This is a genomic window from Herbaspirillum sp. FG34, assembly GCF_057809315.1.
This window is the reverse complement of the sequence record NZ_JBMDJS010000021.1, coordinates 1-13,342: the sequence shown is the minus strand read 5'-3', so window position 1 is coordinate 13,342 and position 13,342 is coordinate 1. Positions and strand designations below refer to the sequence as shown.

Genomic DNA, 13,342 nt, shown 5'->3' with positions numbered 1-13,342 from the left:
TCGCTGGCCTGACTGTCTGACCTGACGTCAAACCGCGAAATGCCCCATTGCTTCGGAATGGGGCATTTCCACTTTCCGGGTTCCCTCATGAATGAATTGCTCCCTCAACTGACCCAGCAGCTCGTCAACGGGCTCTCGCTGGGTGCGATCTATGCCCTGATCGCCATCGGCTACACCATGGTCTACGGCATCATCGGCATGATCAACTTCGCCCACGGCGAAATCTACATGATCGCCTCCTACGTCGGCCTGGTGACGCTCACAGCCATCGGCGTGCAGTCCGGTTATCCCTTGCCGCTGCTCTTGGGCGGTGCGCTCATCGTCTCGGTGCTGGTGACGGGCCTCTATGGCTGGACCGTCGAACGCGTGGCCTATCGTCCCTTGCGCGGCGGGCCGCGCCTGGTGCCGCTGATCTCGGCCATCGGCATGTCCATCTTCCTGCAGAACTATGTGCAGATCGGCCAGGGCGCACGCGACATGTCGGTGCCGGTGCTGATCTCGGGCGCGCTGGAGTTCCAGATGGGCAGCGACTTCACCGTCACCGTGCCGTATTCGCGCATGGTCATCGTGGGCGTGACGCTGGTGCTGATGGTGGCCCTGACGCTGTTCATCGCACGCTCGCGCATGGGCCGTGCCTGCCGCGCCTGCGCTGAAGACATGGGCATGGCCAACCTCCTGGGCATCGATACCAACAAGGTGATTTCCTTCACCTTCGTCCTGGGCGCGATGCTGGCGGCGGTGGGCGGCGTGTTGATTGCGCTGACCATCGGCAAGCTCAATCCCTACATCGGCTTCATCGCCGGCATCAAGGCCTTCACGGCGGCGGTGCTGGGCGGCATCGGCAGCATTCCCGGCGCCATGCTGGGCGGCGTACTGCTGGGTCTGGCCGAGACCTTCGCGGCCGGCTATCTGCCTTCCGAATACAAGGACGTGGTGTCCTTCGGTCTGCTGGTGCTGATCCTGCTGTTCCGTCCCACGGGCCTGTTGGGCAAGCCCGACATCGAAAAGGTCTGAGCCTGCTGCGCTCGACGGACAACGACAAATTCAAGGAGGCGTGATGCCTGAGACTTTCAAGAATGCCGTGGCGGCGGCGCTGGTGACCGCCGTACTGACCATCCCGCTGCTGGGCATGCAGCTGCAGCTGGAGGGCTACCGCGTGGTCCTCAATACCCACTGGACCCCGGTGCTGGTGGCGGTGCTGGCCGTGTTCCTGTTCCAGCTGGCCAAGCCGGCGCTCTTGCGCACCCGCGCCGGCATCAAGCTGCCGACGCTGCCGCGCATGCAGCCGGGCCAGCAGCGCGCGGCCATGATGATCCTGCTGATGGCCGCGCTGGTGTGGCCCTTCTTCGGTTCGCGCGGCTATGTGGACGTGATGACTCTGGCGCTGATCTACGTGGTGCTGGGCCTGGGTCTGAACATCGTAGTCGGTTTCGCCGGCCTGCTCGACCTGGGTTACGTCGGCTTCTATGCCGTGGGTGCCTACACCTATGCGCTGTGCAACCAGTACTTCGGCCTCTCGTTCTGGGAGTGCGTGCCGCTGTCGGCGGCTGCCGCCGCACTGTTCGGCTTCCTGCTGGGCTTCCCGGTGCTGCGCCTGCGCGGTGACTACCTGGCCATCGTCACCTTGGGCTTCGGTGAAATCATCCGTCTCTTGCTCAACAACATGACCAGCCTGACCGGCGGACCGGATGGCATCTCCGGCATCCCCAAGCCGACCGTGTTCGGCGTGGTGATGGCGCGCAATCCGCTGACCGAAGGCGGCACCACCTTCCACCAGATGTTCGGCCTGAGCTATCAGGGCGCGCATATGGTGATCTTCCTGTACTTCCTGGCCTTGCTGATGGTGCTCTTTACTTGGTTCGTCACCAGCCGCCTGCTGCGCATGCCCATGGGCCGCGCCTGGGAAGCGCTGCGTGAAGACGAGATCGCCTGCCGCTCGCTGGGCATCAATCCAACCCGCGTGAAGCTTTCCGCCTTCACGCTCGGTGCCGCCTTCGCCGGCCTGGCCGGTTCCTTCTTCGCCGCCCGCCAGGGTCTGGTGACGCCGGAATCCTTTACCTTCATCGAGTCCGCCCTGATCCTGGCCATCGTTGTGCTGGGGGGGATGGGCTCGCAGCTGGGCGTGATTCTGGCCGCCATCCTGCTGACCGTATTGCCGGAACTGGCGCGCAGCTTTGCCGAATACCGCATGCTGATCTTCGGCCTGGTGATGGTGCTGATGATGATGTGGCGTCCGCAAGGATTGCTCCCTGCAACCCGTCCGCACGTGGAGTTGCCGCAATGAATTCGTCCATGAAAACCATGCTGGAAGTGTCCAACCTGTCGATGCGCTTCGGTGGCCTCCTGGCCGTGGATGGCGTCTCGCTGGCCGTGCAGGAGCGCGAAGTCTTCGCCATCATCGGTCCCAACGGGGCCGGCAAGACTACCGTCTTCAACTGCATCAGCGGCTTCTATCAGCCGACCTCGGGCGAGATCGCTCTCGATGGCGTCTCGATTGCCCGCCAGCCCAGCCACCAGGTGGCGCAGCAGGGGCTGGTGCGGACCTTCCAGAATATCCGCCTCTTCAAGTCCATGACCGTGGTGGAAAACCTGCTGGTGGCACAACACCAGCAGGTCAACACCAACCTGCTGTCGGGCCTGCTCAAGACCGCGGCCTATCGCCGCTCCGAGCAGGAGGCGCTGCAACGCGCGGCCTACTGGCTGGATCAGCTCGGCCTGACCGCACTGGCCAATCGTGAGGCGGGCACGCTCTCGTATGGTCTGCAACGCCGCGTCGAGATTGCCCGCTGCATGATCACCAGGCCGCGCCTGCTGCTGCTGGATGAACCGGCCGCCGGCCTGAACCCGCAGGAGAAGCAGGAGCTGTCGCAACTGATCGACCGCCTGCGCCGCGAGCACGGCGTGGCCGTGCTGCTGATCGAACACGACATGAGCCTCATCATGGGCATCTCCGACCGCATCCTGGTCATGGAGCACGGCAAGCCCATCGTCACCGGCACCCCCGAACAGGTGCGTAGCGACGAGCGCGTGATCAAGGCTTATCTGGGAGAAGAATGATGCTGCAGTTTGACAAGGTGCATACCCACTATGGCGCCATCGAGGCCCTGCACGGCGTATCGCTGAAGGTGGAAAAGGGTGAGATCGTCACCCTCATCGGTGCCAACGGTGCCGGCAAGACCACCCTCTTGATGACGCTGTGCGGACGTCCGCGTGCCTCCGGCGGTCGTGTGATCTTCGAGGGCCAGGACATCACCCAGCTGCCGACCCACGAGATCATGCGCAGGGGACTTGCCATCTCGCCGGAAGGTCGACGCGTCTTCCCCAGTCTGACCGTGCTGGAGAACCTCCAGATGGGCGCCTTCTTCGCCAGCAATGACGAGATCGAGCAGGGCATCGCGTACGTTTTCGGCCTTTTCCCGCGCCTCAAGGAGCGAGCGGCCCAGCGGGCCGGGACCATGTCCGGCGGCGAGCAGCAGATGCTGGCCATTGGCCGCGCCCTCATGAGCAAGCCGCGCCTGCTGTTGCTGGACGAACCCACGCTGGGCCTGGCCCCGCTGGTGATTGCGCAGATCTTCGAGATCATCCGCACCATCCGCGACAGCGGCGTGACGGTGTTCCTGGTCGAGCAGAACGCCAACAAGGCCCTGGGCGTGGCCGACCGTGGCTATGTGCTGGAAAACGGCCATGTGGTCATGTCCGATACCGGTGCCAACCTGCTGGCCAACAGCGACGTGCGCAAGGCTTATCTGGGCCACGGCTGAATTGTCCGTTGACTGTCCGTTGACTGTCTGATCGCTGTCCGATGACGGCCCGGTCCTCACCCGACCGGGCCGTTGTCTTGTGGACCGGCCAGATGAAGCGGCAGGGCAGGGTGAACAGGTCATGTCAGGTGATGTGTACCGAAAACTGTCAGGGTACTGTATTGGTGCGTAGAGAGATTTGTTTGTAAAGTGTATGGGAGTGTCTGCTGCGAGTGACATCCGGGATTGTTTCGGGCTATCCTCGACGCTCGATGAGGAAAAGCATGAAAAAGATTTCGCAGCAACTCAAGCAACTGGGCATGGGCAGCCTGCTGTTGGCCGGGGCCTGGCTGGTTCCCGCTGCGGCGCACGCAGACCGCCTGGGGCAGATAGAGGCGCGTGGCGTGCTGATCTGCGCCACGCTGTCCAAGAATGAGCCGCTGGGATTTTCCGATCCGCTGACCGGCCAGATCGTCGGGTTTGATGTCGACATGTGCAGCGCGGTCGCTCGCAAGCTGGGCGTACAGATGCAGCACCGCAGTGTGACGGTGGAGGGGCGTCTACCGGCGCTCATGAAGGGGGAGGTGGACCTGGTCTCGGCGGCCTTGGGCTATACCCGCGAACGCGCGCGCCTGATCGATTTCACGGCCTCGCATTACCAGAACCCGATCAAGCTGATCGTACAGAGTGATTCCGGCCTGAACCTGGTCTCCGACCTGGACGGCAAGCGCATCAGCGCCAATCGCGATTCCACTCCGGAGCAGGCGGTGCGGCGCGTGCTGCGCAAGGCCAGCTTGCTGACCTTCACCGACACGCCGCAATCCTTCCTGGCGCTGGCGCAGGGTCAGGTCGATGCGCTGGCCATTTCGATGCCCTCGGGCATTCGTTTCGTCAATGAGTCGGGCGGACGGTTCCGCTTCGTCGAAGGCGCACTGGCCTGGGAGCCCACTGCACTGGGCGTCAAGAAGGGAGAGCACCGGCTGCTCGATGCCGTCAACCAGGCCCTGGCCGCACTGGAAAAGGAGGGCGAGATCGATGCCCTGTGGACCAAGTGGTATGGTCCCAAGACCAAGTTCAATATTCCCCGCGACAAGAAGTTGACGCCCATTTCGGCGTTCCGCTAGACGCCCTGTTTCTTTCCCTGTCTTCCCGGCGCCCCCGCGCAGAGTCATGTCTGTTACTTCCGTTCTTCCTTGCGTTTCTCCCGATCATGACGGCCTGCCGCCGCGCCAGCGCCTGCTGGCCATCGCCACGGTGGTGTTGGGCCTGACCATCGCCGTGCTCGACGGCTCCATCGCCAACCTGGCCTTGCCGGCCATGGCGGCCGATCTCAAGGCCAGCAACGCCGATGCGATCTGGGTCATCAACAGCTATCAGATCGCCATGGCGGTGTGCCTGCTGCCGCTGGCGTCGCTGGGAGAAGTGATCGGCTACCGGCGCGTCTACCTGGGCGGGCTGTTTCTCTTCACGCTGGCCTCGCTGGCCTGCGCGGCCAGCGGCGACATGCTGCAACTGAGCCTGGCGCGGGTACTGCAGGGGCTGGGCGCAGCCGGGATCCTCTCGGTCAATACCGCACTGATCCGCTTCATCTATCCAGCCCGCCTGCTGGGTCGTGCCATCGGCTACAACGCCCTGGTAGCCGGTACCGGCAATGCCCTGGGGCCGACCGTGGCAGGCCTGATCCTGCATCTGGCCTCGTGGCACTGGCTGTTCCTCATCAACATCCCGCTCGGCCTGGTAGCGCTGGCCGTGGGCAGCCGCGCCTTGCCGGCCAATCCGCTCTCGGAACGCCGTTTTGATCGCCAGAGCGCCTTGCTTTGCATGGGCTTCATCGGCTTGCTGCTCTATACCATCGATGCCATCGGTCATCTGCAAGGCGGCTGGGTGGTGGCACTGTGCGCGCTGCTGACTGTCATCAGCCTGGTGCTGCTGTTGAAGCTGCAATCGCCCAGTGCGCCCATGTTGCCGCTGGACCTGTTGCGCATTCCCCTGTTTGCACTCTCCATCGGTACTTCGTTCTGCTCCTTCGCGGCGCAGATGTCGGTCTTCGTGATGCTGCCCTTCCTGCTGCAGAATCAACTCGGCATGAGCGCAGCGCGCGCCGGTCTGTTGCTGACGGCCTGGCCGATTGCGGTGGCGCTCACCGGCGTGGTGGCGGGCAAGCTCTCGGATCGCATCTCGGCAGGCTTGCTGGGCGGGGTGGGGCTGGCGGTGATGTGCCTGGGCTTGCTGGCCCTGCTGACGGTGGACCGCAGCACGCCCGATGGCGTGATGCTGGCCATGTTTGCGGTATGCGGGGTTGGCTTCGGGCTGTTCCAGTCGCCCAACAATCGCACCATGATCAGCGCCGCGCCACGTGAGCGTACGGGCGGTGCCAGCGGCATGCTGGGAACGGCACGCCTGACCGGGCAGACTGTGGGTGCCTCGGTGGTGGCCATGCTCATGGGCATATCGGCCACGCCCTATGCACCGGTGCTGTGCTTTGCCGCTGCCCTGGCGGGTGCGGCTTGTCTGGTGAGCCTGTCGCGGCTGCGTTATTGAGCCGGCAGAATCTTCAAGGAAGCAAAACCGTCCTCAAAGCACCGCTGCCGCCAGCCCGCCACGGGCATGCTGGTGTGCGGCATGGGCGGCCACCGACAGGGCCATGCTGAGATAGTTTTCGCCGCGCCTGCGCTGTCGCGCCTGCTGCTGTTCCAGCACGAACAACTGCTGGTAGAGCGTGCGGATCTGCTGCTGCAGCAACTGACGCTGCTGCTTGCCGTCGCGGTTGGCCGGGAAGCGGGCCAGGGATTGGGTCTGCTGTTGCAGCAGCAGGATACGATGACTCAATTGCGCCACCAGTTCGGCGGGGTCATGGTCCAGCGTGTCTGCCATGGCCGGTTCAGCTGGGGCGTGGGCAGGTTTTTCTTGTTCATACGCGACGTTCATGCGGACTCCGGCCCGTTGGGCGCAAGGGATTGCAAGGGGACAGCGGTGTTGCCTTTGCATGGATTTACGGCGTTCCCGGCGCGATCTTGAGTCTCGGAAAGTAAAAAAACGAAAAGACGCAGGCCCGGCCAGGGCGCTGCGTCTTTTGCATGGCGGCTGCAGGAGCGCGTTCACCCGGCGGTCAGATCACGCCACGGCGCATCTGGTCCAGCTCGATGGATTCGAACAGGGCCTTGAAATTGCCCTCGCCAAAACCGTCATTGCCCTTGCGCTGGATGATTTCATAGAACACCGGGCCGATCAGGTTCTGGGTGAAGATCTGCAGCAGCAGACCCTGGCCCGCCGTGGGCGCGCCGTCGATGAGGATCTTCAGCTCGCGCAGGGCATCGAGGTCTTCGCCATGACCGGGGATGCGCCGCTCCACCAGGTCATAGTAGGTGGCGATGGTGTCCTGCAGCGGCACCCCCCGTGCATACAGGGCGCGCACGGTCTGGTAGATGTCGTCGGTGCCCAGGGCAATGTGCTGGATGCCTTCGCCGTTGTACTGCTTGATGAATTCCTCGATCTGCGACTTGTCGTCGGCGCTCTCGTTGATGGGAATGCGGATCTTGCCGCAGGGGCTGGTCATGGCGCGCGAACGCAGGCCCGTGACCTTGCCCTCGATGTCGAAATACTTGATCTCGCGGAAGTTGAACAGGCGCGTGTAGAACGAAGACCAGGTATCCATCGCGCCGCGCATGACGTTGTGGGTCAGGTGGTCGATGTAGGTCAGGCCGACGCCCTTGGGGTTGCGCTCCACGTCGGGGAAGAACTGAAAATCGACGTCATAGATGGAGCCGTTGTCGCCATAGCGATCCACCAGATACAGCAGCGAACCGCCGATGCCACGAATGGCAGGAATGTTCAGTTCCATCGGACCGAGCTTGGCTTCCACGCCTTCAGCGCCCAGTTCCAGTGCACGTTTGTACACATGGGCTGCATCCCGCACCCGGAAGGCCATGGCGTTGACCGAGGCGCCGTGCACCTGGGCAAAGGCGGCGGCATTGCTGTGGGGTTCGCCGTTGAGGATGAAGTTGATCTGGCCCTGGCGATACAGGGTGACATTCTTGGAACGGTGGCGCGCCACCGCCGTGAAGCCCATCAGCTCCAGCACGGCGGCAATGCCGGCCGGATCGGCGGCAGTGTACTCGACGAACTCGAAGCCGTCGGTGCCCATGGGGTTGTCGAACAGGTCGCCACTGGCCGTGGTGGTATTGGTGGTATTGGCGGCTGCGGTGGCGAACTGGGTGTCTGCGTGGCCCATCTGGTGTCTCCTCGAATAGGGAGGGCCGACAAGCGCGGCCCATGCGAGGAGTTTATTGCGTCAAGACTGCAATTTGTGATTGTTTTTTGCGCGATATATTAGATAATATGCACAAATAATTCTTAAATATGAACTTTGGAGAGACAAATGAGCATCATCAACGTGGATCGCTACGACCTGGCCTTGCTGACCGAATTGCAGCGAGACGGCCATATTACCAATAGCGCGCTGGGTCTGAAAGTGCATCTGTCCACTTCGCAGATCAGCCGTCGCGTACAACGGCTGGAAGAAGCCCATGTCATCGAGCGCTATACCGCCGTGCTGGACCCGGCCGTGGTCGGCCTGGGCGTGACCGCCTTCACCACCGTGACCCTGGACCGCCAGGGCGAAACCCGTGGCGAACTCTTCGAGAAAGCCGTGGAATCCATGCCGGAAGTGACCGAGTGCTTTTCCGTCACCGGCGAGGGCGACTACATCCTGCGCATCGTCGCCCCCGACCTGGCGGCGTTTTCCGAATTCATGATGACCCGGCTGCTGCGCCTGCCGGGCGTGACCAACGTCAAGTCCAACATCACCTTGAAGAAGGTCAAGCAATCGCACGAGCTGCCGCTGGAACACGTGATGCAGCCGGTGAAGTCGCGCCAGCGCATCCGTTTCTCGCAATGAGCTGAACCACATGATGTGAAAATTCAATGATGGACGGCTGCCATCATTGAATTGTCCGATGATGCGTTTCATCCACGCAGAAATTCAAAAGCAATGATCGGAGTGCATCGTCGGTAGCACGCGCCTAGAATCAGTGCCATCTGATTCCGGGAGCACTCCATGCTGACCATGACTTCTACCCCCATGCCGGGCCCGGCCACCGATGCTGCGCTCCTCGACCCGCAAACCTGCTGGCAAGCCGTGCAGCAGCGCGATGCCGGCTTCGATGGTCGGTTCTGGTATTCGGTGCGCAGCACCGGTGTCTATTGCCGGCCCTCCTGTGGCGCACGTACGCCCTTGCGCAGGAATGTGGACTTCCATGCCAGCTGTGCGGCGGCCGAAGCGGCTGGTTTTCGTCCCTGCCAGCGCTGCAAGCCGGACCAGCCCCCCCTGCACGAACGCCAGGCCCGCGCCATCGCGCAGGCCTGCCGCCTGATCGAGCAGGCCGGTGAACCGCCTGACACCGCCACCCTGGCCCAGGCCGCGGGTCTGAGTCGCTATCACTTCCATCGTCTGTTCAAGCAACAGACGGGGCTCACCCCCAAGGGCTATGCCGAGGCCTACCGCGCCGCACGCCTGCGCGCGCAACTGGGCGGCAGTGCCAGCGTGACCGAGACGCTCTACGAAGTCGGCTTTGCTTCCAGCGGAGGCTTCTATGCCCGCAGTACCGCGCAGTTGGGCATGCAGCCTGACGTCTACCGGCGCGGCGGCCAGGGCGAGAAAATCCGCTTCGCGGTGGCGCAATGCTGGCTGGGGGCCTTGCTGGTGGCAGCGACCGAACAGGGCATCTGCGCTGTCGCCCTGGGCAGCGAGCCCGAGCCCCTGTTGCAGCAACTGCAGGACCGCTTTCCCCACGCCGATCTCGCCCCCGGTGATGCCGCCTTCGAGCAGACTCTCGCGCAGGTACTGGCAGCGCTGGACGACCCTCGCCAGGGCACTGCCTTGCCGCTGGACATCCGTGGCACGGCCTTCCAGCAGCGCGTCTGGCAAGCCCTGCGTGCGGTGCCGCCAGGCATCACGCTGACCTACGCCGAACTGGCCGCGCGCATCGGCCAGCCCAATGCCGTGCGCGCCGTAGCCAATGCCTGTGCCCGCAACGAGATCGCCTTGCTGATTCCCTGCCATCGCATCGTGCGCCTGGATGGCACGCCCTCGGGCTATCGCTGGGGTATCGCGCGGAAGGCCGCCTTGCTCGCGCATGAAGCAGGGAGCCGGGACGACGCCCCCTCCTGAAGGCTTTGTCGTGCGCGGCTACAATAGGCCTTTCTTCATGGCTGGAGTTGCGCATGCACGTACTTGGCAAGGCCGGTCTCGCGTTCGCTGGCGCGGTACTGATCCTGGGTGGCGTCGTCGCCTGTTCACCGCTGACGGCCATCAATGCCCTCACGCCCACTTCCTCCTACGTCAAGACCGAAGGCGTGGCGTATGCCAACACCGATAACCCGCGTCAAAAGCTCGACATCTATCGCCCGGTCGGCGCCCCGCAAGCCGGTTCCGGTCCTGGCTTGCCGGTGGTGGTCTTCTTCTATGGCGGCAGCTGGAACGAGGGCAGCCGCAAGGACTATGCCTTCGTCGGCGAGGCCTTGAGTTCGCGTGGCTACATCGCGGTGCTGCCGGACTACCGCGTCTATCCCGAAGTCCGCTATCCGGATTTCGTCAAGGACAGTGCCCAGGCCGTGGCCTGGACCCTGCGTTCGGTGCGCGAGCTGGGTGGCGATCCACAGCGCGTCTTTGTCATGGGACATAGTGCCGGTGCCTACAACGCCGCCATGGTGGCGCTGGACCCACGCTGGCTGCACGCAGCGGGTGCCTCGCCGGATGCTCTGCGCGGCTGGATCGGACTGGCCGGACCGTATGATTTCCTGCCCATCGAAAACGCGGACGTGAAACCGGTTTTCTTCGCCCCCGATTCCCCGCCGGATTCGCAACCGGTGCGCCACGTGCAGGCGGGTGCGCCCCCCGCGCTGCTGATCGCCTCGCACAAGGACCGGCTGGTCTCGGCCGAACGCAACACCGCTGGCCTGGCCAGGCTGCTGCGCGCCCGGCAGGTGCCGGTGGTGGAGCGCTACTTCGACAACACCTCGCATGCCTCGCTGGTCGGCAGTCTGGCCAGGCCGCTGCGCTTCATCGCGCCGACATTGGATGAAGTGAGCCACTTCATCGACAATCCCCCACCACGTCCGGAGCCCGCGCGGTGAGCGGCGATCTCTTCGCCGGCCTGGCGCGTGATCCTTCGATGGAGACCCTCACCGAGGGCGCGCTGCTGCTGCGCGCCTTTGTCGATGAGGACGAAGCGATCCGGCTGATGGCCGCCATCGACACCGTGCTGGAAGCTTCGCCCCTGCGCCACATGCAGACACCGGGAGGTTTTCGCATGTCGGTAGCGATGAGCAATTGCGGTCGGTATGGCTGGGTGACGGATCGTCGCGGCTATCGCTATCAGTCACGCGATCCGCTGGTCGAGCGCGACTGGCCTGCCATGCCCTCCCTCTTCGCGGCATTGGCCGGGCGGGCGGCGGCGGCGGCGGGTTTCGCCGGATTCGATCCTGACGCCTGTCTCATCAATCGCTATGAACCTGCTGCCCGCATGTCGCTGCACCAGGACAAGAATGAACTGGACATGACCCAACCGATTGTCTCGGTCTCGCTGGGCTTGCCTGCGACTTTCCTCTTCGGGGGCATGGCACGCACCGACAAGCCGCAGCGCATGCGCCTGGAAAGTGGCGATGTGGTGGTGTGGGGCGGCCCGGCGCGCCTGGCCTTCCACGGCATCGATCCGTTGCGCGAGGGCGAGCATGCGCTCACCGGACGCTGCCGCTACAACCTTACTTTCCGCCGCGCCCGTTGAGCGCTCCCCATCGTGCAGCATGTCTTGCCGGCAGAGAACTCGCCTCAGAATGTCCATTGCAGGTTGACGCCTCCCGTCACGGCGGCGGTCTGGAAACCTTGCGGCTTGGATAGCGGCGTGCCCACGAACATCTCATAGCTCAGCCTGGTTACGCTGCCGCGCAAGCCCAGTGCGGCACCCGTCAAGCGCTGGCCGGTGAGGAACTGTGCCGTCGGGCCTGCTACCGCGCCGGTATCGACGGCGGCAAACACTTCCTGCCCGCTCTCTCCCATTTCCAGCGCCAGCTCATCGCGCAGGAACCAGCCGCGTTCGGCCTGCAGGGTCAGCTCGCCGTCGAAACCACGGACCGTGTAACGTCCGCCGATGGAGAACTGATCCTGCGGCGGCAATCGGCCACGGTTCCACTGCGCGCGCAGCGTCCCGTCGTAGCGCAGCCTTGCACCGCCCAGCCGGAACGGCGCGTTGAGCGAGGCATCCAGCAGCCACAGACCATAGCGGGTACCGATCTGCGGCAGGTCGAAGGAGGAGGCCGGTTCGGCTCCTTGCGTATCGAGCGAACGGCGATAGGCCAGTGTGACGTCGGCAATCACATCGCCCACGAACTGCCGGTGATTCAGGCCCGCCTCCCAGGCCGTGGTGCGGCGTTGCTGGGCGCCTATCTCGAGGTCATCGACGGCGTTGTAGGCCTTGCGCAGCAAGGCTTTGCCAAAGATCACGCTCTTGCTGCCGGCATCGCGGGAGAGCAGGCGTGACAGCTTGAACTCGGTGGTTTCGGCGCGCCCGCTGTAGACGAAATTCTCGAAGGCACCGGCGACCGTCTGGTGATAGCGGTTGCCCGACATGGTGAGGGCGGCCATCCAGTTGCCCCAGGGCAGGGAGTAATGCAGCGTGTAGGCCTGGCTGCCGTGATCGCCATCGTGATGCAGGCTGCGGCTCACGCTCGCGTAGAAGAGGTCATTGAGGGTCCACCAATTGTCATACGACAAAGTAATCCCGGCCAGGTATTTGCCGGTGACCTTGCTGCCGCCATCATCGAACGATGCCGTGAGACGGAAGGGGAAGGACTGCCGGTAATGGATCACCAGGTCACTATCACCTGCCTGGGCGCCCTCATCCTCGGAGGGCGTGATCTTGATATCGGCCTGGACGGTCGGCAGACGCTTGAAGTTTTCCAGTCCCTGCTCGATATCGCGCAGGTTGAGGATATCGCCAGGACTGACCGGCAGGGCATTGAAGGCGGTCCCGCGCGCGTCGGCATCGGCCGCAAAGCGGATGTGGCGCACACGGCCCGGCACCACGCTCAACACCAGCCGCCCCGTGGACAAGTCCTGCGGACGCGCCAGCACGCGGGTGGTGGTGTAGCCGCGCGCGACGATGGCGCTCTCCACGCGAGCCAGCACCAGGTTGACCCCTTGCGAACCGAGGCAGCGGCCAGTCGCACCCTGCGGCCCGGTCACGCTGTCGAGCGCAAAGCGGAAGCGGTCGGCCTCCTCACCCTCCAAGCTAATCAAGGTGATCCTCCGGCACGGTTGCTCGTGCTCGGGAAATTCCTGTGCCATCACGTTGTCGGCGGGCACGCCCAGCTTCACGTCGGGACGCGGCTCTTGTTGCTGGCGCAAAGCGCGTTCTCGCTGGCGTTGCAACTGCTCCTGGTTGACGGCGGTTTGTGCGACGGCAAGTGGAATGACCAGGTTCAGACCGAGGACCAGCGCAAGGAGGCAAGAGGGAGAGCGAAAAATTGAAAACATGTAAAGACGTCCCTGAGCCGCACCGGACAAGGATTCAAAAGGAATTGAGATGCCAGAAAAACAAGTGTTG

13 protein-coding genes are annotated in these 13,342 nt (G+C 63.8%); 10 read left to right on the top strand and 3 right to left on the bottom strand.

The window, feature by feature from the left end; all coding sequences use genetic code 11:
• The first annotated feature begins 87 nt into the window (after positions 1–87).
• The 6 genes from livH to ACODSZ_RS20415 all read left to right on the top strand — a co-directional run bounded on the left by livH (position 88) and on the right by ACODSZ_RS20415 (position 6,281).
• The gene (gene livH / locus ACODSZ_RS20440; protein WP_034350126.1) at positions 88–1,014 is read left to right on the top strand and encodes a high-affinity branched-chain amino acid ABC transporter permease LivH; all 927 of its coding nucleotides are present in this window, start codon (positions 88–90) and stop codon (positions 1,012–1,014) included.
• A gap of 43 nt (positions 1,015–1,057) precedes the next feature.
• Positions 1,058–2,284 (top strand): high-affinity branched-chain amino acid ABC transporter permease LivM, encoded by a 1,227-nt coding sequence (locus ACODSZ_RS20435; RefSeq protein WP_175343176.1) that lies wholly within the window; start codon positions 1,058–1,060, stop codon positions 2,282–2,284.
• Entirely contained in the window at positions 2,281–3,057 is a 777-nt protein-coding gene (gene livG, locus ACODSZ_RS20430; protein ID WP_175343177.1) for a high-affinity branched-chain amino acid ABC transporter ATP-binding protein LivG, read from the top strand. The genes ACODSZ_RS20435 and livG overlap by 4 nt, the downstream gene beginning before the upstream one ends.
• The gene (locus ACODSZ_RS20425) at positions 3,057–3,761 is read left to right on the top strand and encodes an ABC transporter ATP-binding protein (RefSeq protein WP_034350128.1); all 705 of its coding nucleotides are present in this window, start codon (positions 3,057–3,059) and stop codon (positions 3,759–3,761) included. Before livG ends, ACODSZ_RS20425 begins: the two co-directional genes overlap by 1 nt.
• 263 nt (positions 3,762–4,024) lie before the next feature.
• Complete coding sequence (locus ACODSZ_RS20420) at positions 4,025–4,864, top strand: ABC transporter substrate-binding protein (RefSeq protein WP_008327491.1); 840 nt, start codon at positions 4,025–4,027, stop codon at positions 4,862–4,864.
• Positions 4,865–4,910: 46 nt separating this feature from the next.
• Positions 4,911–6,281 (top strand): MFS transporter, encoded by a 1,371-nt coding sequence (locus ACODSZ_RS20415; RefSeq protein WP_488928432.1) that lies wholly within the window; start codon positions 4,911–4,913, stop codon positions 6,279–6,281.
• Positions 6,282–6,314: 33 nt separating this feature from the next.
• Here ACODSZ_RS20415 and ACODSZ_RS20410 read toward each other — a convergent pair whose 3' ends face one another.
• Together ACODSZ_RS20410 and hppD are read right to left on the bottom strand one after the other, a co-directional pair.
• Positions 6,315–6,668, bottom strand: coding sequence for a hypothetical protein (locus tag ACODSZ_RS20410; protein WP_488928431.1), 354 nt, complete (start codon positions 6,666–6,668; stop codon positions 6,315–6,317).
• Between the two features lie 181 nt (positions 6,669–6,849).
• Entirely contained in the window at positions 6,850–7,971 is a 1,122-nt protein-coding gene (hppD, locus tag ACODSZ_RS20405; protein WP_488928430.1) for a 4-hydroxyphenylpyruvate dioxygenase, read from the bottom strand.
• A gap of 147 nt (positions 7,972–8,118) precedes the next feature.
• Here hppD and ACODSZ_RS20400 point away from each other — a divergent pair, with 147 nt between their 5' ends.
• From ACODSZ_RS20400 to alkB, 4 genes are all read left to right on the top strand, one after another.
• Positions 8,119–8,637, top strand: coding sequence for an Lrp/AsnC family transcriptional regulator (locus tag ACODSZ_RS20400; protein WP_008327495.1), 519 nt, complete (start codon positions 8,119–8,121; stop codon positions 8,635–8,637).
• Positions 8,638–8,796: 159 nt separating this feature from the next.
• Entirely contained in the window at positions 8,797–9,909 is a 1,113-nt protein-coding gene (ada, locus tag ACODSZ_RS20395; RefSeq protein ID WP_008327501.1) for a bifunctional DNA-binding transcriptional regulator/O6-methylguanine-DNA methyltransferase Ada, read from the top strand.
• A 53-nt stretch (positions 9,910–9,962) separates the two neighbouring features.
• On the top strand, positions 9,963–10,874 hold the full coding sequence (locus ACODSZ_RS20390) for an alpha/beta hydrolase (protein ID WP_008327503.1): 912 nt from the start codon (positions 9,963–9,965) through the stop codon (positions 10,872–10,874).
• Positions 10,871–11,524 (top strand): DNA oxidative demethylase AlkB, encoded by a 654-nt coding sequence (gene alkB / locus ACODSZ_RS20385; RefSeq protein ID WP_175343182.1) that lies wholly within the window; start codon positions 10,871–10,873, stop codon positions 11,522–11,524. Before ACODSZ_RS20390 ends, alkB begins: the two co-directional genes overlap by 4 nt.
• A gap of 44 nt (positions 11,525–11,568) precedes the next feature.
• Here alkB and ACODSZ_RS20380 read toward each other — a convergent pair whose 3' ends face one another.
• The gene (locus ACODSZ_RS20380; RefSeq protein ID WP_488928429.1) at positions 11,569–13,272 is read right to left on the bottom strand and encodes a ShlB/FhaC/HecB family hemolysin secretion/activation protein; all 1,704 of its coding nucleotides are present in this window, start codon (positions 13,270–13,272) and stop codon (positions 11,569–11,571) included.
• Positions 13,273–13,342: the final 70 nt, after the last annotated feature.